Source organism: Massilia forsythiae (genome assembly GCF_012849555.1).
Lineage (GTDB): Bacteria > Pseudomonadota > Gammaproteobacteria > Burkholderiales > Burkholderiaceae_D > Telluria > Telluria forsythiae.
This window is the reverse complement of record NZ_CP051685.1, coordinates 5076836-5096871: the sequence shown is the minus strand read 5'-3', so window position 1 is coordinate 5096871 and position 20036 is coordinate 5076836. Positions and strand designations below refer to the sequence as shown.

At 70.2% G+C, this 20036-nt stretch carries 14 protein-coding genes; 5 read left to right on the top strand and 9 right to left on the bottom strand.

What is annotated here, in order from left to right:
- Nucleotides 1-88: 88 nt before the first annotated feature.
- Complete coding sequence (locus tag HH212_RS21350) at nucleotides 89-3196, bottom strand: amidohydrolase family protein (protein ID WP_170204339.1); 3108 nt, start codon at nucleotides 3194-3196, stop codon at nucleotides 89-91.
- 412 nt (nucleotides 3197-3608) lie between these two features.
- Between HH212_RS21350 and HH212_RS21345 the strand changes: the two genes are divergently transcribed.
- Together HH212_RS21345 and HH212_RS21340 are read left to right on the top strand one after the other, a co-directional pair.
- Nucleotides 3609-4736, top strand: a complete 1128-nt coding sequence (locus tag HH212_RS21345) for a mechanosensitive ion channel family protein (protein WP_170204338.1) — start codon at nucleotides 3609-3611, stop codon at nucleotides 4734-4736.
- A 93-nt stretch (nucleotides 4737-4829) separates the two neighbouring features.
- The gene (locus HH212_RS21340; RefSeq protein WP_370663885.1) at nucleotides 4830-5678 is read left to right on the top strand and encodes an SDR family oxidoreductase; all 849 of its coding nucleotides are present in this window, start codon (nucleotides 4830-4832) and stop codon (nucleotides 5676-5678) included.
- Between the two features lie 98 nt (nucleotides 5679-5776).
- Here HH212_RS21340 and HH212_RS21335 read toward each other — a convergent pair whose 3' ends face one another.
- From HH212_RS21335 to HH212_RS21320, 4 genes are all read right to left on the bottom strand, one after another.
- Nucleotides 5777-6133 carry a hypothetical protein gene (locus HH212_RS21335; RefSeq protein ID WP_170204336.1) on the bottom strand — a complete coding sequence of 119 codons (357 nt, stop codon included), beginning with the start codon at nucleotides 6131-6133 and terminating at the stop codon, nucleotides 5777-5779.
- Entirely contained in the window at nucleotides 6133-8535 is a 2403-nt protein-coding gene (locus HH212_RS21330) for a penicillin-binding protein 1A (RefSeq protein ID WP_229217397.1), read from the bottom strand. The genes HH212_RS21335 and HH212_RS21330 overlap by 1 nt, the downstream gene beginning before the upstream one ends.
- Before the next feature lie 81 nt (nucleotides 8536-8616).
- Nucleotides 8617-11163, bottom strand: a complete 2547-nt coding sequence (locus HH212_RS21325) for a bifunctional diguanylate cyclase/phosphodiesterase (protein WP_229217396.1) — start codon at nucleotides 11161-11163, stop codon at nucleotides 8617-8619.
- A gap of 45 nt (nucleotides 11164-11208) precedes the next feature.
- Entirely contained in the window at nucleotides 11209-12549 is a 1341-nt protein-coding gene (locus HH212_RS21320; protein WP_170204335.1) for a chloride channel protein, read from the bottom strand.
- 87 nt (nucleotides 12550-12636) lie between these two features.
- On the opposite strand from HH212_RS21320, the gene HH212_RS21315 reads away from it, so the two are divergent.
- Complete coding sequence (locus HH212_RS21315; protein ID WP_170204334.1) at nucleotides 12637-13122, top strand: MarR family winged helix-turn-helix transcriptional regulator; 486 nt, start codon at nucleotides 12637-12639, stop codon at nucleotides 13120-13122.
- 72 nt (nucleotides 13123-13194) lie between these two features.
- Here the strand turns inward: HH212_RS21315 and HH212_RS21310 are convergent, their stop codons facing one another.
- From HH212_RS21310 to HH212_RS21300, 3 genes are read right to left on the bottom strand one after another with little or no spacing between them, the layout of a single operon-like run.
- On the bottom strand, nucleotides 13195-14373 hold the full coding sequence (locus HH212_RS21310; protein WP_170204333.1) for a YbdK family carboxylate-amine ligase: 1179 nt from the start codon (nucleotides 14371-14373) through the stop codon (nucleotides 13195-13197).
- A 1-nt stretch (nucleotide 14374) separates the two neighbouring features.
- The gene (locus HH212_RS21305) at nucleotides 14375-15571 is read right to left on the bottom strand and encodes a cation:proton antiporter (protein WP_170204332.1); all 1197 of its coding nucleotides are present in this window, start codon (nucleotides 15569-15571) and stop codon (nucleotides 14375-14377) included.
- A 41-nt stretch (nucleotides 15572-15612) separates the two neighbouring features.
- Nucleotides 15613-15843, bottom strand: coding sequence for a hypothetical protein (locus tag HH212_RS21300; protein WP_170204331.1), 231 nt, complete (start codon nucleotides 15841-15843; stop codon nucleotides 15613-15615).
- Here HH212_RS21300 and HH212_RS21295 point away from each other — a divergent pair.
- Together HH212_RS21295 and HH212_RS21290 are read left to right on the top strand one after the other, a co-directional pair.
- Nucleotides 15842-17497 (top strand): hypothetical protein, encoded by a 1656-nt coding sequence (locus HH212_RS21295; protein WP_170204330.1) that lies wholly within the window; start codon nucleotides 15842-15844, stop codon nucleotides 17495-17497. The two genes, HH212_RS21300 and HH212_RS21295, sit on opposite strands and share 2 nt — an antisense overlap.
- Before the next feature lie 29 nt (nucleotides 17498-17526).
- A complete protein-coding gene (locus HH212_RS21290) occupies nucleotides 17527-18456 on the top strand; it encodes a peptidoglycan-binding domain-containing protein (protein WP_170204329.1) in 930 nt (309 codons plus the stop codon).
- Nucleotides 18457-18470: 14 nt separating this feature from the next.
- On the opposite strand, the gene HH212_RS21285 is transcribed toward HH212_RS21290, so the two are convergent.
- A complete protein-coding gene (locus tag HH212_RS21285) occupies nucleotides 18471-19889 on the bottom strand; it encodes a metallophosphoesterase family protein (RefSeq protein WP_229217395.1) in 1419 nt (472 codons plus the stop codon).
- Nucleotides 19890-20036: the final 147 nt, after the last annotated feature.

Below are 20036 nucleotides of genomic sequence, written 5' to 3'. Positions count from 1 at the left end.
CTGTCAACGTCAGCTTGGGTCCCCGCCTTCGCGGGGACGACGGGGTGAGGCGGGTGGCCGGAATCGAAGCCGCCATCGGGTCGCCGGTTCAATGCGCATGCTCCCCATCTTCCGCGCACTCCTGCGGCTGCGCCCTGCAGCGCGCCGCGTATGCCGCCAGGGAGTCCTGGCGCGCCGCCAGCGCCGCCGGGGTGCGGAACGGTGCCAGGATGTCTTCCTGGGTCCAGGCGCGGCCGTTCTTCATGACCACCTGCACCGCGGCGGCGGCGCGCAGGTCGGCCAGCGGGTTGCCGCGCACCGCGATCAGGTCGGCCAGCTTGCCGGCCTCGACCGTACCGAGGTCACGCTCGACCTGCACCATCTTCGCCGCGTTGATCGTCACCGTCTGCAGCGCCGTGTAGTTACCCAGCACCAGGCCGGCGGCGCGCAGGTTCATGTGCAGCTGGATGCCCGGCGCCACCAGCGGCGAATCGGTGCCGTTGGCGACCAGCGCGCCGCCGGCCACCACCTTGGCCTGCTGGGTGGCGTCGTTGACGATCGTCGCCAGCTGGGCGGGCGTCGGCGGCTGGGCATTCTGCAGTCCCGCCGCGAAGTTGGGCGGCACCAGCACGAAGCGCGGGTCGGCGGCGATGCCCGGGTCCAGACCGGCCAGGCTGGCCGCCGAGAACAGCGTGTCGATCAGGCGGAAGTTGCCCTGGCCGTAGACCGCCACCGCGTCCTGGTAGGTGATCGCCTTGCCGAACGACTTCGACCAGCTGTAGCCCATGCGCTGGGTGGCCGACAGGTGCGTGGTGCCGCCGATGCCGGTGGCCGCGCCCGGCGCGATCGGGTGGGTGCCGCTGGGCACGCCCTGATCGAGCGCGCCCTGAGCGATGCGGCGCATCACCGGGAACGGCGCGCGCACGTACGACTTCAGGAAGTCGGCGTCCATCGTCTTCGCCTTGGCGATCTCGATGTCGGCGACGGCCGGCGTGCGCAGCGAGCGCGCGAAGTGGTAGAACAGGCGGTTGCCTTCCCACAGCGGCGGTGAGACGAACAGGCGCGGCCCGGCCAGGCGCCCGGCTTCCAGCGATTCGCGCAGTTCGACGCTCTGGTGCAGCGGCCCGCCCACCGACTGGCCGGTGGTCACGCCGTACGACAGCATCAGCGGCAGCCACTGGCCGACCTGGCCGCCCTGGTACAGCGTCAGCGGGTGGATGTGGGTCTCGATCAGGCCCGGCATCACCGTCAGTGCGCGCGCGTCGACGAAGCGCTCGGCCCGGGTTTGCGCGCCGTCCTCGTGCGGCCGCACCCAGGCGATGCGGTTGCCGCGCACCAGGATGTCGACGTCGTAGCGCAGCGTCGGCGCGGTGCCGTCCCACAGCGCTCCGGCGCGGATCAGGGTCGAGCCGGCCGGCACGTCCTGGCGCCAGTCCAGGCGCACCGGCACGTCGACGGGCGCGCCTGCCGCGCCGGCGCCGTCCAGGCGCACGATGCGCACCCGGTCCGCCGACTTGTACAGGATGGTGCGCGCGTCGCCCCAGGACGGCAGGTCGGCCGGCTCGCTCGAGGCCACGCGCGCCGCGCCGGCGGGCGAGCCGTCCGGGTTCACCGCCATCAGGTGCAGCAGCGAATCCATGATGAAGGCGACCTGGGTGCCGTCCGGCGACAGCACGGCGGCGCCTTCGTCGCGCTCCGAGATCTGGCGCGGGGCCGCCGCCACCGGGTAGAACACGGCCCGGCGCGTTGCCAGGTCGATCACGCGCAGCTTGTTGTAGCCCTCGCGGTAGCGGTTGTTGATGCGCTCGTTGTCGACCACCATGATGCGGCGGCCGTCCGCCAGCCACTGCGGCGTGCTGATCTGGCTGCCGGCGGCCGGCGCGATCACCTCGAAGGTGCCGGCGGCGCGGTTCCAGACTTCCAGCTGGCCGTTCAGCGTGCTGTAGGCGATGCGCCCGCCGTCCGGCGACAGCTTCGGATTGGCCATCGAGCGGCCCGGGATCGCCGCCAGCCGGGTGCGCGCGCCGCTGGCGACCTCGACCTGGTCGACCGCCAGCTGGCCGGCGTTGCCGCGCTCGCTGGAAAAATAGACGGCGCGGCCGTCCGCCGTCCATTGCGGCGACATGTCGCGGTCGCGGTCGTCGGTCAGGCGCCGCGGCGCCTCGCCGATGCGCATTACCCACACGTCGTTCAGCGCCACGAAGGCGATGCTCTGCCCGTCCGGCGACAGCGCCGGCGCGCTGATCCCTTTCACGGCGCGCAGCGTGCGGTCGTCGAAGTGCCGCTCCTTGGGGTTGGCGAACAGCGGGCGGCGCAGCTGCAGGCGGGCGCGGAACCCGATGTCGGCCGGATGCGCGCCGGCGCCGTCGCGCACGCGGATGCGGCCGTCGGCCGTGTACAGGAAGCGCCCGTCCGGCAGGTAGCGCACCGGGAACGGGAACAGGTCCTCGTCCGCCGTGACTTGCGCGCCGTTCACCACCAGCTGGCGCGCCGCGTTCTGGTACACCAGGCCGGCGCCGTCCGGGGTCCAGGCCGGGCTCGAACCCGGCGCCACCACGGTGGCGGCGCCGCCGGCCAGCGGCGCGGTGACGACGTCGGGACCGTCGGCATAGGCGATGCGCGCGCCGTCCGGCGACACCACCGGGTTGCTTTCGGCGCCGGGGCCGAAGGTGACCTGCCGCGGCGCGCCGCCGCCGGCATCCACCCGCCAGATCTTGTATTGGCCGTCGTTGCCGCGGTCGGACGAGAATACCAGGCCGCTGCCGTCGGGCAGCCAGGCCGGTTCGCGGTCGTCGTTGGGACCGGCGGTCAACGCGCGCGGATTGCGGCCGTCCGGATCGATGGTCCAGACGTGATAATTGCCTTCCGGCGCATAGTTCTGGAAGGCGATGCGCCTGCCGTCGGGCGACCACACCGGCGCGGTCGGTTCCAGCTGCCAGCCGGTGATGCGGCGCGCTTCGCCGCCCGCGACCGGCATGGTCCACAGCGCGCCCTGCGCCGAAAACACGATGCGGCTCCCGTCCGGCGACGGCGCCGCCGCCATGTTGGTGCCTTCGCGCAGCTCGACCGTGAAGTCGCGCACCGGGCCGTGCAAGTCGCCGAGTTGATCGATGCGCTGATCGACCGCGCCGCGCCACTGGCAGCCCGACACCAGGAGCGCTACCGCGCCGGCCAGCAGGCTCAGGCGTACACCGGGATGGGAAGTGAGGATACGCATGCTTGCCTCCAGAATAATTGCCGGATCGCACCACGATAGTGCAAGCGGCAACTCGATCCTACTGCCGAGCTTCCTTATGCGCGCCGAATAACGATTAAACATCTGAGGACTATCAAGTTTCTCGAGTTCATAAAGGGAACTTTCTTCTTGACCGAAAGTTTTTCCTTATCGTTGCAATCGATTGCGGTGCAAGGTGAGACAGCTAACCGACTAGCGCCGGGTCCGCCGCCATACTTTGTGCTCTTCCGGGCAGGCCATGGTTCGTGCACAGGCCGCCGGCCGATGCGGCTTCGCGCCGCCACGGCGCGCCACCGCCTCGCTGCGCAGCGCCGTCCACGTCCGCCATCCTGCCCTTCATCCAGGCCGTTACCCACGCCCTCCCCGGCGCGCGGCCGCAACCTGAAAGGAGCCCATGGATATCCGCGGCCACCTCACCAACCTCGACATCGGCTGGACCAACGCCGCCTTCGCCATCGGCGCGGCGGTGCTCAGCTTTATCCTCATCCACGGCGCCGTGGTGCTGTTCCGGCGCCGCATCGGCGCACTGTCGGACGAGCAGGCGCACCAGCCGATCGCCGACGTGCTGCGCCATACGCTGGCGCGCACCAGCAACCTCGCCATCCTGGCCACCTCGATCCTGATCGGCGTTTCGGTGCTCGACCTGCCGCCGCCCTGGGACGTGCGCGTCGGCCACCTGTGGTTCCTGACCCTGGGCGCCCAGCTGGCGCTGTGGCTGCACCGCGCCATCGCCATCACCGCGCGCCGCTACTTCCGCGTGCACGGCAGGGGCATGGAAGACCAGCAGGTAACGGTGGCGCACACGCTGATGATCTGGGCGCTGCAATGGAGCGTCTGGACCGTGTTCCTGCTGTCGATGCTGTCCAACCTCGGCATCAACGTCACCACCTTCGTGGCCAGCCTGGGCATCGGCGGCATCGCGGTGGCGCTGGCCGTGCAGAACGTGCTGGGCGACCTGTTCGCCTCGCTGTCGATCGCCATCGACAAGCCGTTCGAGGTCGGCGACTCGATCTCGGTGCCGGACTTTTCCGGCACGGTGGAGCACGTGGGCCTGAAGACCACGCGCGTGCGCGCCCAGGCCGGCGAGCAGATCGTGATCGCCAACGCCGAACTGCTCAAGAAGGTGGTGCACAACTTCAAGCGCCAGAGTACGCGCCGGGTGCAGTACGCCCTGCGCATCAACCCGTCCACCGCGCCCGAGCTGGCGGCGGCGCTGGCGGAGCGCCTGGGCGCCATCATCGCGGCCAAGGACAAGGTGAAGTTCGACCACGTCAACCTGACCAGGATGGACCAGAGCTTCATCGAATACGACATCGTCTACAACCTGACCGATGCCGACTACAAGCTGTTCCTGCAGACCCAGCAGGCGGTGCTGCTGGATACCATGCGCCTGCTGCGCGATCTCGGCATCTCGTCGGCGCCGCGCGCCCAGGAATTGCTGGTGCAGGGCAACGCCAGCAACGATGCCGACGGCGCCAGCGCCGCCGAGGCACGGTCCACGGTGGTACGTCCGGCGCCCTGAGCATGCGTGCCGCGCGGCTCGCTTCGTTTCCGCACGGCTCGCTGGCGCGCGATTGCGGCCGCGCCGCCTAGAATCCGTCTCTCACACTAAGCGATGGAGGACACGATGCCCGAAGAGAAACAGCAGACGCCGCCCGGCAGCGAAACGGAAATGAACGTCAAGCCGGACCACGGCGAGCAGAGCTACGTCGGCCACGGCCGCCTGCAGGGCAAGGCGACCCTGATCACCGGCGCCGACAGCGGCATCGGCCGCGCCGTGGCGCTGGCCTTCGCGCGCGAAGGCGCCGACGTGCTGATTTCCTACCTGAACGAGCACGAGGATGCGCGCGAGACCGAGCGCCTGGTGCGCGAGGCCGGCCGCAAGGCGGTGCTGGTGGCGGGCGACCTGGCCGACCCGGCCCATTGCCGCTCCCTGGTCGACCAGGCGGTGCAGGCATTCGGCAAGCTGGACGTGGTGGTCAACAACGCCGCCTTCCAGATGTCGCACGAGTCGATCGAGGACATTCCGGACGAGGAATGGAACCGCACCTTCGCCGTCAACATCAGCGCCATGTTCCACATCTGCAAGGCAGCGGTGAAGCACATGAAACCGGGCGGCTCGATCATCAACACCAGCTCGGTCAATTCCGACAAGCCCTCGCCGCAGCTGCTGGCCTACGCCACGACCAAGGGCGCGATCGCCAACTTCAGCGCCGGGCTGGCGCAATCGCTGGCGGAAAAGGGAATCCGCGTGAACTCGGTGGCACCGGGGCCGATCTGGACGCCCTTGATTCCGGCCACCCTGCCGCCGGAAAAGGTCGCCACCTTCGGGCAGGAAACGCCGATGAAGCGTCCCGGCCAGCCGGCCGAGCTGGCGCCGGTGTACGTGCTGCTGGCGTCCGACGAAGCCAGCTATATCTCGGGCGCGCGCTATGCGGTCACGGGCGGGACGCCCATCCTGTAACCGCTTGTACAGGTATGTCGGGTTCGTAGGGTGGACGGGTTCCCCGTCCACGCGTCCAAACCGATCATGCGTTGTTGTCCAATCCGATCATCCAAACGTCACGCCCGACCGACGTCCGCCCGATCTTCCGCGGGCAGCGCCGCGTACCAGTCCGCATACGGCGTATTCGCCGCCATGTGCCGGTTGTAGTCCGGCGCCCCGTCCGTCCACCATACCGGCCCGCGTTCGCCCAGGCCGCGCTTGGCCTCGTCCACGTCCGCGTGCGCGGCGCGTTCGGCGTCGGCATCGCCGGCCTTGCGCGCCAGAGCGACCCGGCGGCGCGCCCCCATCAGGCGCTCGACCAGCGCCTGGCGTGCATCCGGCGCCAAGGCCGGATCGCTGCTGCGCCATAAACGTCCCCTGACCACGAAGTAACGGCCGTCGGGCGTGCCGGGATAGTGCTTGGGCGCGGCCATCAGGCGTCGTTCGACAGTGAATTGGTTTCGTCGCGTGGCGCCTGCGGCGGTTCGGGCGGCTCCGGCGGGCGTTCCTGCTCCGGCTGCGGGGTGTCCGGCGGCGGTCCGCCTTCCTGCTCCAGGTCGTTGCCCTCTTCCATGTCCTCGACCGGTTCCTCGACGCGGCGCACGGCCGGTTCGATCTTGCGGCCGCCCGGGAACAGGGTGTCTGCACTGATCTTGCCGCCGTCCAGGGCCGCCTTGAAGAAGTCGCCCACCAGCAGGATCGCGCTGTGGCCGCCCTGGCCCCAGTAGTTGGAGCGCATGGTGACGCGGTTGTCGTTGAAGCCCACCCAGGCGCCGGCCACCAGATTCGGGTGCATCATGATGAACCAGCCGTCGGCATTGTTCTGGGTGGTGCCGGTCTTGCCGGCGACGTCGGCGGTGATGCCGAAGCGGGTGCGGATGGCGGTGCCGGTGCCGCGGTTGATCACGCCGCGCATCAGGTCGAGCAGCGTGGCGGCGACGTCCTGCGACAGCACGCGTTCCGGCTTCTGGGCGCCGAAGTCGGCCACCACCTGCCCCTCGCGGTCGACGATGCGGCGCACGAACACCGGGTGGCGGTACTCGCCCTGGGCGGCGATGCTGGAATACGCGGTCACCATTTCGAGCAGCGTCACCGGGCTGGTGCCCAGGCCGATCGACGGCACCGCCGACAGCTTGCTCTGGCGCACGCCGAGGTCGCGCGCCAGCTTGGCGATCGGCGCCGCGCCGATGTCGCGGATCACCTGCGCGGTGATCGTGTTCTTCGAGTACACCAGGCCGTCGCGCATCGGGACTTGCCGTCCGCTGGTGCCGCTCATGTCGGTCGGGCGCCATACGGTGCCGTCGGCGAAGCGGATGGTCGACACCGCGTCCAGGTAGGGGTGGTCGGGGGCGATGCCCTTTTCCAGCGCGGCGGCGTAGACGATCGGCTTGAAGGTGGAGCCGGGCTGGCGTGCGGCCTGGTAGACGTGGTCGTACTGCTCGCGCTGGAAGTTGCGGCTGCCGACCCAGGCCTTGACCTCGCCGCTGGCCGGGTCCATCGCCACGAAGCCGGCCTCCAGGTGCGCCTTGGATGCCTTCAGCTGGCGCATGAAGTCGCGCTCGCCCTTCAGGCGCGTCAAGGCCGCGGCCGGCGCTTCGCCGCCGTCGACCGCCTTGCGGTAGTCGGCCGATTCGCGCACGAAGGCGTCCAGCAGGTCGCCGTGCGATTGCCAGAAATAGGCGAACGGCGTCACCCGGTCGCGCATGTCGGCGTAGGTCTGCGGCTGGCTGGCGTTGACCTGCCAGGGGTTTGCCCAATCGACGTCGGCGATCGCCTGCAGCGCGTCGGCCTGGCGCTCGACCGCGCGCTGCGCCGTCTGCTGCAGGTCGTAGTCGAGCGTGGTCTGCACCACCAGGCCGTCCTGCTGCAGGTCGACGTCGTTCTTGTTCGCCCATTCGACCAGCCACTTGCGCACGTAGGCGGTGAAGTGGTCGTCCTTGCCGTTCTTTTCGGCCAGGCGCGCGAAGTGCAGGCGCAGCGGCCGGCGCGCCAGCTGGCGGTAGCGTTTCTCGTCGAAGGCGCCGGTTTTCAGCATCTGCGCCAGCACCACGTTGCGGCGCGCCAGCGAGCGCTCCGGATTGGTCACCGGGTTGTAGTAGGCGGTGCCCTTGAGCATGCCGACCAGGGTGGCGGCCTCGTTCTCGTCGAGTTTCGCCGCCGGCTTGCCGAAATAGGTGCGCGCCGCCGCCTCGATGCCGTAGGTGTTGTACAGGAACGGCACCGTGTTTAGGTAGGCTTCCAGGATCTCGGTCTTGCTGTAGGTGTTCTCGATCTTGAAGGCGGTGATGAGTTCCTTGAGCTTGCGGTTGACGTTGCGGGCGCGCCCGATCTCGTCGCGGAACATGTTGCGCGCCAGCTGCTGGGTGATGGTCGAGCCGCCCTGGGCGTCGCCCTTCAGGTTGGCGACGAAGGCGCCGGCGATGCGCGTGAAATCGACGCCGTGGTGGTCGTAGAAGCGCCGGTCCTCGGTGGCGATCAGCGCGGCGACCACGTGCGGCGACACCTGCGACAGCGGGATCTTTTCCTGGATGCCCTGCTCGAAGCTGGCCAGCTCGCGCCCGTCGGCCGACTGCACCACGGTCGGACGCGCCACGCGCGCCTGTTTCACGTCCTTGATGGCCGGCGTGAGCGGGAACAGCAGCGCGATGTAGACGGCGAACAGGCCGATCAGCAGCAGCACGGCGCCGCCGGCGACCAGCAGGGCGCGCCGCAGCGGCGGCTGGCGCATCAGGTGGCCGTGCGTGCGCGCATAGGCGGCACGCGCGCGCGCCCCGGCGCGGCCCAGCAGCCTGCGTTCACTGCCGTCCCAGCGGCTGCCGTCGTTATGGTCGTCCACTTTCTTTCCTGTCACCGTCGTTATGAGCGGCACAAGTATAGCCGACCACCGGCGATGCAGGGCGCGTAAGGCATGCGGCCGTCAGGCGTCGACCGAGTGCGGCGCCACCTGGCGCCCGCGCCGCAGCATGGCCTCGAGGTCGGCGCCCGGCACGGCGCGCCCGTAGACGTGGCCCTGCACCTCGTCGCAGCCGCGCCGCCTCAGGTAGTCGAGCTGGGCCTCGGTCTCGACGCCCTCGGCGATGGTGCGCATGCGCAGCCCGCGCGCCAGGTCGATGATGGCGGTGACCATGGCGGCGTCGTCCTCGCTGAAGGCGATGTCGCGCACGAACGAGCGGTCGATCTTGAGCACGTCCACCGGGAAGCGGCGCAGGTAGGACAGGCTGGAATAGCCGGTGCCGAAGTCGTCGATCGACAGTTTCAATCCCATTCCCTTGAGTTCGGCCATGGTGCGGATCGCCCCTTCCACGTCTTCCATCACCAGGCTTTCGGTGATCTCGACCTCGAGGCAGGATGGCGACACCCCGGTCTCGTCGAGCACGCGCGCGATCTGCTTGACCAGGCCGGGATCGGCGAACTGGCGCGCCGACAGGTTGACGCCGATGCGCAGCGGCGCATGCCCGGCGCGCTGCCAGGCGCGGCTCTGGTGGCAGGCGGTGCGCAGCACCCAGGCGCCGATCGGCACGATCAGGCCGGTCTCCTCGGCCAGCGTGATAAAGCGGTCGGGACGCACCATGCCCAGGCTCGGGTGGCGCCAGCGGATCAGCGCCTCGACCCCGACCACGGCGCTGCTGGCCAGGTCCACCTGCGGCTGGTAGTGCAGCTCGAACTGTTCGTGGTTGAGGGCGCCGCGCAGGGCCACTTCCAGGGCCAGCCGCTCGCGCGCCCGCGCATTCATGCTCGGGGTATAGAACTGCACGGTGTTGCGGCCGCTTTCCTTGGCGCGGTACATCGCCACCTCGGCGTGCTGGATCAGGACGATGGCGTCGCTGCCGTCGGACGGGAACGCCGCCACGCCGGCGCTGCCGGTCAGGATCAGCGGCTGGCCTTCCAGCTCGAGCGGATGGGCCAGCGCGGCCAGCACCGCCAGCACCGTGTCCGACACCTCGCCCTCGCTGGCCCGGCCCGGCAGCACCAGCACGAACTCGTCGCCGCCGGTGCGCGCCACGGTATCGCTGCGCCCGACCGCGCCGGCGATGCGCGCCGCCACCAGCTGCAGCAGGCGGTCGCCGGCCACGTGGCCGAGCGTGTCGTTGACGAACTTGAAGTGGTCCAGGTCGAGCGCCGCCACCCATACCGGCGCCTGGCCGGCCGTGTAGTTGATCGCGCCTTCGATACGGTCGTGCAGCAGGGCGCGGTTGGCCAGGCCGGTGAGCGTGTCGAAGCGGGCGCGCGCCTCCAGCTCCGCCTCGTAGCGCTTGGCCACGGTGATGTCGTACTGGGTCATCACCACGTGCTCGATGGTCCCGGCGGCGTCGACCACCGGCGCGACGTAGACCTCGGCGTGCAGGAACTGGCCATCCTTGCACACCACCCGCATGGTGACGTGGCCGGGACGGCGCTGGCGGATCGCGGCGCGGATCTCGGCGACCGCGGCCTGGTCCGGCTCGCGCAGCCCCAGTTCGTACAGCGAGTGCCCGACGATTTCGTCGGCGGCGAAGCCGCGCATGCGCTCGAACGCCGGATTCACGTATTCGACCGGATAATCCGGCTGGGTGGCGCTGATCAGGATCACCGCGTTCGCGCTGGAATCGATGGCGCGCCGGTACAGGCGCAGCGCGTCCATCGCGCCGCGCAGGTCGGCGGTGCGGCGCCGCACCAGCGCCTCGGTGCGGCGCGCGCGCGCCACCCTGCCCTGCACGTAGAACGCCAGGCTCAGGCTGGCCAGGATGCCCAGCAGCGCCGTGGTGAACAGCATGACCGCGTCGGCCAGCAGCGTCACGCGCGCATGGAAGCGCAATTCCCACGGCTGGCCGGCGACCTCGAAGCGGTCGACGGCGGCGAAGTCCCTGGTGCCGAGCCAGCGCAGCCATGCCGGCCGGTGGTTCGACACGATGCCGTCGTAGCGGTACGCCAGCTGCCGTCCGCCCTCGATCGGCCCGTACAGATCCAGCCTCAAGCCCTCCTGGCCCAGCAGGCGCGCACTGGCCAGGCTGGCGCCGACCAAGTCGGCGACGTCGATGGTGACGGCGGTGTCGCCGATCACCGCGGCCCGGCGCGCCGCCGCGCCCAGCAGCAGCGCCTCGGGCCGGTACACCGGCTGGACCAGCACGATGCCCAGGCGCCGGGTGTCCTGCAGCAGCGGCAGCAGCTCGGTCGATACCGGCTCGCCGCTGTCGAGCGCGCGCGCGAACGCTTCGAACTGGGCGCGCCCTACCGTTCCCATCGACGAGAACAGGGCATTCGTCGCACGCAGCACTTCGCTGGCATTGGCGAAGCTGCGCCGCACCACGGCGCCGCGCACTTCCACGCGCCGGTTGAATTCGGCCCGGGCGCGCTGGAAGCCGGCCTCGCGCATGTCCTTCACCAGCACGCCGGTCACGGCAAGCCCCGCCAGCAACGTCAGGAGCGTTGCCAGCGACGGGAGCCGCATGCGCAAGCGGCCGGCGGACGCGTTTCGGATCGACATATCCCATCGTAGCAGGGATATGCCGCCGATGTATCGTATTGACGATTATGACGGCGGATTCGGCGCTGGCTCCGGCGGCGGCAGGCGCGCCAGCTGCAGCCGCGACAGGGTGGCGTACAGCGGCGGACTGATCGCGCGCGCCACCACGCACGACACCAGCGCGCAGGCCATCAGGCTGAGCACCATCTCGTGGCCGTCGACCATTTCCATGACGATGATGAATGACGTCAGCGGCGCCTGGGTGGCGGCCGCCAGGAAGCCGACCATGCCGAGCGCGATCAGGGCCGGCATCTGCGTGCCGTACAGCAGCAGCGCGACGTCGTTGCCGAGGGCGGCGCCGATCGCCAGCGAGGGCGCGAAGATACCGGCCGGCACCCCGGCCCAGGTGGTCAGCCAGGTCGCCATGAACTTGAACAAGGCATAGGCCACCGGCATCGCTCCCGTACCCTCGACCATCACGCGGGTGCTGGCGTAGCCGGAACCGAAGGTGGCGCCGGCGGTGGCCACGCCGATCGCCGCCACCGCCAGGCCGCAGCCGGCGGCGAACAGCACCGGCCGGCGCGCGCGCAGGCGCGACAGCGGATCGGCGCCGGTTCCGGACAGCGAAGCGATCAGCAGGCGCGAGAACACGCCGCCGGCGATGCCGGCCAGCACCGCCAGCAGCAGGCCGGGCCACAGCAGCGCCAGGCCGATCTGGTGCGCCTTGATGACGCCGAAGTACACGCCGTTGCCGTGCGCCGACACCGCCACCAGGCCGGCCAGCACGATGGCGGCGATGATCAGGCCGCTGCTGCGCTGCTCGGGCGAGCGCGCCAGCTCCTCGATGGCGAACATGACGCCGCCCAGCGGCGTGTTGAAGGCGGCGGCGATGCCGGCCGCCCCGCCCGCCACCAGCAGGCCATGCACGCCGACCGCGGCGCCGGCCGGCATCAGGCGGCGCGCCTGCAGCATCACGCCGGCGGCGATCTGCACCGACGGCCCCTCGCGCCCGAGCGACAGCCCGCCGAGCAGGCCGGCGGCGGTCAGCCCGATCTTGGCCAGGCTCAGGCGCAGCGACACGAACAGGCCGCGCTCGCGCTCGCCCACGCGGCGCTCCAGCGTGGCCATCACTTGCGGGATGCCGGAGCCGGCGGCGCCGGGGAAGAAGCGGCGCGTGCACCAGACGATGGCGGCGGCGCACAGCGGCGTCCACAGCAGCGGCGCCCAGGGCGCGCGCAGGCGCATCGCCTCGAACCAGCCGCTGGCGGTCTCGGCCAGCCAGGTGAAGCCGACGATGGTCAGGCCGGCCAGCACCGCCAGCGCCACCACCAGGGCGCGCGCCGCCCAGGTGCGCCAGTCGGCCAGCTCCTGGCGCAGTCCACCATTCCAGTCGTGTTCCGATTTCACCGATTCCCTCACTTTTTCCGTTCGCGCCCGCTTTCAACGCGCGCGCGGGCATGGGAGAATGAGCGTCTCTTCCGCTCTCCTCCGGCCATGTCCCCTGTTTCCACCGAGTCTGCCGAGCCCGCATCCGCCACCCGCGTGCTGCGCCAGTTCCGCATCGTCTTCAATTCCGTCAAATCCCACTTCCGTCAGGTCGAGCGCGAGGCCGGCGTCGGCGGCGCCCAGCTGTGGGCGCTGTCGGTGATCGCCCGCCGGCCCGGCATCGGCGTGACCGAACTGGCACGCGAGCTCGACATCCACCAGTCCACCGCCAGCAACCTGATCAAGAGCCTGTCCGAGCGCGGCCTGGCCGGCGCCAGCCGCGAAGGCCTGGACCGGCGCAGCGTGTCGCTGCGCGTGCTGGCGGCCGGCGAGGACGTGTTGCGCAGCGCGCCGATGCCGTTCGCCGGCGTGCTGCCGGACGCCCTGTCCAGCCTCGATCCGGCCACGCTGGCGCGGCTGGAACACGACCTGGCCAAGCTGATCGTGCTGCTCGAAGCGGACGAGGCCGGCGCCCGGGTGCCGCTCAGCCTGTAGCGCCGGCGGCAGCGGCGCGCGCCGCGCCCGCGCCGGCATGGTTCGCGTCCCATTGCCCTGTTCGCTCGCGCCTTATTCGCCGGCGCGGAAGCGCCGCAGCGCGGCGTCGACGATCGCTTCGCGGCTGCCGTCGGCTTCGAAGGCCTGGCGCAGGAAGGTGGCGTCGCTGCCGGTATGCGACTCGCGGTACAGCAGGTCCAGCGCGGCGCCGCTGCCGAGCGCCGCGGCGTGCGGCTCCAGGCGGCGCAGCGTGGTGAGGATGTCCTCGCGCAGCGGCAGCTGCTCGTGGCGCTGCGGGTGCACCAGCGTCCCGTCCAGGCCGAAGCGGCAGGCCTGGAAGCGGTTGTAATTGTAGACCAGGTAGTCGTCCTCGCGCGGCGCCGGCTCGTTCCCTTCGAGCAGGTAGCGGCACAGCGCCTGCAGGTAGCAGGCCAGCGCCGCCGCCCGCTCGACCGAGAGCGGCGTGTCGCAGACGCGCAGTTCGATGGTGCCATATTCCGGCTTGGGGCGCAGGTCCCAGTAAAAATCCTTCATGCTGCGCACGATGCCGGTGCCGGCCATGCGGTTGAAGTAATCTTCGGCGAAGGCATCCCAGCGCAGCAGGAACGGCGCCCGCCCCGACAGCGGAAACGCGAACACCGAGTTCAGGCGCGCCGACTGGAAACTGGTGTCGCTGCCCTGGCTGAACGGCGACGACGCCGACAGCGCGATGAAGTGCGGCACGTAGCGGTTCAGGGCATGCAGCAGGTACAGCGCCTCGTCGCCCGAGCGGCAGCCGATGTGCACGTGCTGGCCGAACACGGTGAACTGCTTGGCCAGGTAGCCGTACAGCTGCGATACTTCGCGAAAGCGCGGCTTGGCATAGATGCGCCGTTGCGACCATTGCTGGAACGGATGGGTGCCGCCGCCGCACACGCCCACGTTCAGGCGGTCGCCGGCGCGCACCAGCGTGTCGCGGATCTCGCGCAGCTGGGCCAGCAGTTCGCCGTGGCCGGTGTGCACGCTGGAGTTAATCTCGATCATGCTCTGGGTGATCTCGGGCGTCACGTTGCCCGGGAACGGCGCGCGCGCCAGCAGGTCCAGCATGTCCGGCGAGGCCGGCACCAGGTCGAAGTCGGACAGGCTGACCAGCTGCAGTTCCAGCTCGACGCCCAGGGTCAGCGATTGCGAGGCACGGAACGGCTCCAGCGCCGGCGCTGCCCCTGTGCCTGCTGCTGCCGCGCCAGCGGCGCTGTCGGTCTCGAACGGCATCTCAGGCCTCCTTGTCGTACGGGGTTTCATTGGCGGCGATCACCGCGCGCTGCGAGATCAGCGGGCCGGCCAGCTGCAGCAGCAGCGCGATCGCCGCCAGCGGCGCCAGGCTGTGGAACAGGTCGACGCCGAGGCGCCGCGTCTGCTCGATCAGCAGCACGGCGAACACGCCCATCGGCGCCAGCGCCAGGCCGGACAGCGCGCCCTTGCGCACCGAGATGCCGGACACGCGCGCGAACGCCGCGCACACGCCGACCTTGACCGTCAGGCGCACGATCACCAGCAGCGTGCCCAGGCCGAGGCCGGCCCAGACGTGCTGCCAGTCGAGCGTCGAGGCGGCGTACACGAACAGCATCACCGACAGCAGGTCGCCGAGGGCGCCGAAGTTGCGCTGGGCCACGCCGAGCGCGCTGCGGCGGTGCCGCGCCACCAGGCCGAACGACAGCGCGGCCAGCACCGGCGACAGGTGCAGGACGTGGGTCACCGCCACCAGCAGCAGCACCGCCAGCGCGAAGGTCATGGTGGCGTCGCCGCCGCTGCTGCCGGCCCGGCCCATGCCGCGCAGCCACCTCGGCACCAGCATGCCGGCCACGCTGCCCAGCAGCGCCGATGCGCCCAGCACCAGCAGGCTGGCGGCGGCCGCATGGCCGAGGTTGCCCGACGTCTGGAACACGCCGATGCCGACGATGGCGTTGTAGGCGAACACGGCCAGCACGCAGTTCAGTGCGCTCAGGTGCAGCGCGCGCTCGGTGACCTGGCCGCCGGCCTGCTGCTCGTTGAACACGCGCACCAGGCCGGCCGGCGAACTGGCCATGGCCAGCGCGGCCAGCAGGCTGGCGGCCAGCGCCGGCATGCGGAATGCCTGCGCCACCAGCACCACGGCGACGAAGGTCAGGCTGCTTTCGGCCAGCGAGGTGGCCACGATCCACGGGTTGGCGCGCAGCCAGCGCAGGTTGATGCGGTAGCCCAGCTCGAACAGGATCAGCCCGAAGCCGAGGTTGGCCAGCAGCAGGAAGGCGTTGTCGTCGGTCGGCGCCGCAAAGCCCTTGGCCAGGTTGCCGAACGCGAAGCCGGCCAGGCCATAGATGCTGATGCGCGGTAGGCCGGTCCAGCGGAACAGGATTTCGCCGGCCATCCACGACAATACCAGCGCCAGGGGCCAGGCCAGCTGCGCGAGGGAGACATATGGATCGGTCATGCACAATCCCTTTCTTGAAGACGCCGATCAGAAGTCGAGTATCACACGGTTAATAGATTATAAGCAATAACATTTGTGGAAATGTAGTCTTCCGTGCCGCGCATGCCCGGGGTCGCCGGCCGTGTTCTTGCGTCGGCAAACGATCGCCCGGCTGCGCTTTTTTGCGGCAGCGCCTGCGAACCGCTGACTTGCATGCCGGTCCAACGATACACGGGAAGAAAGCGGGAGCAGGATGGCGCGGCCCATGCGCGTTCAACATCGGAGGAACCCATGCTTGCCACCAAATCGGCTGTCTCCGCTTCTTCTGCCGGCGTTTCCTGGCCGGACATCCTGCGCTGGCCGGTGCGCATCGTCGCCCTCGGCATTGCCGCGGCCATCGCCCTGCTCACGGTCGCCCTGGCATGGCACCTGAGTTTCGGCGCTCCCGAGAGTGCGCCTGCGGCCGCTCAGGTGGCGGCGGCATCGAGAGCATCGGTGCGCCAGATGGTCATCGGCGGCATGGTGTTCGTGGCCGGGGTTTGCCTGGTGTTTTTCCTCTGGTGGCTGGCGGCGCGCTTCTTCAACCTGATCGCCACCGGACGGATCCAGGCGGCCAGCCTGGCGGACATCAAGGATTTGCCGATGGGTTTGCCGGAAGGCACGGTACGCGCGGTCCTGGCACTGGTGGTCGCTGTCGTCGGTTTGCCCCTGCTGCTGTTCCATGACGCGCTCGATCTGGAAGAATCGATCGCCGGCTACATGAACGGCATCATCGCCGGCGTCTTCGGCTTCTATTTCGGCACGCGCACGGCGGGCATTCCGGAAAAGGCGGTCAACCAGATTGCCGATGCCCGCGAGACCGCGGCGAAGAAGGAAGAAGAGGCCAACGCCGCCAAGGGAGAGGCGGCGACTGCGGCGCGCGACGCCAGGACGTCCAGGGAGGAAACCGAGCGCATCAGGAGCGATTCCGAGCAACAGCTGCAATTGGCCAGGGACGCCAAGGGCTTCGACGCCGACTTCGCCAACGCCACGCGCCAACTGGCGCTGGCCGACACCGTGCTCAAGGATTTCGGCGAGGCCTTGTCGTCCGGCCTGGTCGCGCCGGAAGCGGCGCAAAGCCTGGCCGATGCGCGCCAGGCGCTGGCCGGACTGCAGGGCGCCGCCGCCGGCAATGCCACCAGCGATCAGCTGCGCCAGCTGGCCAAGGCCGTCGATACGGCGACCGGCCCCGCCTCGCCGCTACCGGCCCTGCTGCGCGGCGCCGCGCCGCTGCTGGCGGACGCGCCGGCGCCGCCTGGGCTGGGCCCGACCGCGCGCCTCGCGACCTTGCTGGGCATCGGCGCCCGCCTCGGTTCCAGCCAGTACCTGCGCTGGCGCGCGCGCATGCTGGGCGCACCGGTCGGCCAGGGCGTCATCGATTTCGGCACCGTGACCGCCGAGCGCATGCACGCTGCCCTGCAAGCGGCGCAGCGCGCCGGCAGCGCGCTGGTCCACTGTTCCCAGCCCCAGGTGGAGACGGCGCTGGCCGGCATCCTGGCGGCGCCGGATGGCACGGCGCGCCTGGTTGCCGCCTGCGGCACGGATGCGGCCAGCGGCCAGGACGTGCTCACGCGGCAACAGGCGGAGGTAGCGCTGGCGGACTTGCGCCAGGCCCTGCTCGCCTCGTACTCGGCCGACGATATCCAGCAGGATACGCTGCGCCAGGTGGCCGACGCCCTTGCCGGCGCCATCCAGCCGGAACTGGCATCGGCCGCGGCGCAAGGCGCGCTGCGCAGCCTGACGCCCGCCGACGCCAACCGGCTCATCGATGCGGCCGCCGGTATGTCGGCGCGCTTGCACTTGCCGGAAGCCCAGCATGCCGCGTTCGACGCGCTGATCGCGCTGGTGGACGCGGCGCGCTACCGCAACATCGACCTGGCCGCCGCACTGGGCGCGTTGCGGCAATGAGTGGACGCAGGACGACACGGAACCAGACCATGGATTACCAACGTGAACTTGCATTTCGCTTCCCCCTGATGCGCGGCGAGGACGTGATGCTGGTGCAACTGGCGCTGACGGCCATCCGAACCGATCCGCCCTGCGGCACGCCCGACGGGGTTTACGGCAACGCCACCCGGATGTCGCTAATGGATTTCCAGCGTACGCAGGGATTGCCGGTGGACGGCGTGGTCGGCCCGCGCACCTGGATCGCCCTGTTCCAGGCGGCGGATGAAAAGCGCGCCGCCGGCAGCGTCCTCAAGCGGGCGGCCGCGGCCCTGCCCCCGGCCGGCTTCCCGCTGTCGGAGGCGAAGGCGCTGGAGACCCGGCGCTGGATCATGTCGCATTTCGGCGACCGCCTGCTCGCCGGCCTGAAGGGTAGCGGGCTCGATGCGGAACTGGTGTGCGCCATCGCCTGCAAGGAAACCGCACCGGTATGGCTGGGATGGACGTCCCGGCTGGCGCCGGACGCGGTCCTGATGCGCTGCGTGTTCGATGCCAGCGGCGACGTGCCCGGCACCAAGCGCTCTGCCTTTCCCCGCAATACCGCCGAATTCCGCGACCTGTATGGCAGCGCCCTGACCGACGACCTGATCGGCGAAGCCAACAAGACACGCCGCCTGCGCGGCTATCCGGACGCCGCCTGGGTATACAGGGGATACGGGTTGTTCCAGTACGATATCCAGCATATCGAAAATGACCGAGAATTCTTCGCCGACAAGCTGTGGTACCAGTTCGACGCCTGTCTCGACCGTTTCAAGCGCGAGATGAGCGACAAGCTGCGCGCCAGCAATGGCGTGCTGGCGGACGCCGTGCGCCGCTACAACGGCAGCGGGCCGATGGCGGAGCAATACCGTGACCAGGTGCTTGCCATGTCCGAATGGCTGCACACTGCGGCGGCGGAGCCGGCCGGCGCGCTGCTGGCATGACGAGGCAGCCGGCGCTAGCGGCCGCCGCCGCCCTGCACCTGCGCCAACGCGCAGCGCGAATGACGGCCCTTGATCTCGCAGGTATTGCGCGCGCGCCCGTCGCGGTCGTGCACCACCGCGTGCCAGGCGTCGGGACCGGTGCGCTCCATGGTCATGAAGCCGAAGCCGTCGATCCACGAGCTCATCGCCTCGACCAGTGCGCCCGGCGCCGGCGTGACGGTCGGCGGCACCGCGGCCGGCAGCGGCACGATGTCCTCGGCGGTGCCGGCGAAGCCGGCCACGAACTGGGTCGGATGGTCGCTGCCGAAGCTGGTCTGCTCCCACAGGTGCACGTGACCGGACAGCAGCACGTCGATGTTCGATGGCAGCAGGCGCGGCCCGAAGGCGCCGAAGGCCTGCACCAGCCCGGCGTCGCCGCCGAACAGCGTGATGGCGCCGGTGGCGGCGTCGCGGTTGGCGCCGAAGGCGTACAAGGGGTGGTGGTCGACGGCGATGTTAAAGCGCGCGGCGCGGCTCAGCGCCTCCATCTTGCGCCAGGCCTCGGCGTACTTCTGCAGTCGCACGTCGCCCGCCTTGAAACCCTTGTACGTCGTGTTCGCGCTGTCGAACACGATGAACTGGGCGTCGCCGCCGATCGGCACCGCGTACGGATCGGTGTAGTCGGCCTCGACATCCATGGCCGGATCGTCGCAGCTGCGTTGGGGCGCGTACGCGTGCGGATCGAGATAGCGCCACCAGCCCTGGCCGCCGCGGCTGCAGGTTTCGTGGTTGCCGCGTGCCACGATCCACGGCGCCGCCGCCAGCAGGGTCCGTGCCGGCGTGAAGAAATCGGCCTTCCAGGCGTCGTAGTTGTAGCCCCAGGGCGAGCCGGCGCAGCCCGGACGGTCGGCCGGGCACGGGTCTTCGCGGTAATGGAAATCGCCGACGTGCACCACCAGGTCCGGCTTCCAGGCGGCGGCGCTGGCCGCGATGTGCGCGAACGGGTAGGCGTGCGGGTCGTTGCACTCCTGGAAATCCTTGCCCTTCAGGCGGCAGCCGGTGTCGCCGATCACCACGATGCGGCGGTAGGCCTTGTCCGCCTTCGGCAGCGGCAGCGGCTGGCCGGCGACCGCCACGCGCGTGCTGCCGGCCGGGATCGGCGTCTCGCACGACAGTACCGCGGTCGACGACGCCGGCGCCGGGCGCTTGCCGCCGTCTTCCAGCGGCCGCACCGGAATCGCACCCCATGGCGCGCGCACCGTCATCGGCGACGTGCGGCCGTCGATCTCGATCGCCGGGCAGGCCTGCGCCAGCGTGATGGCGCGCGCGATCGGGGCGCCGTCCTCGCCCAGGATCACGAAGGCGCTCTCGGGCGCCTGCTGCGCCTGCTGTCCGGGAAAGCCGGCGCAGCCGCCCAGCGCGGCCAGCATTGCCAACAGGCCGGCGCGCGGCAATAGACGCGCACTCCGGCGTCCAGCCTGGCGTAGCGGTGGACTGATGGATCGGAAGGAAGGACGAACGAGCGGCATGGGTATTCCTGTACCAGGTTGGCAAAGTTGGCAATCTACCACAGCGCTACGGTACACGCCCCTGGGGCGGGG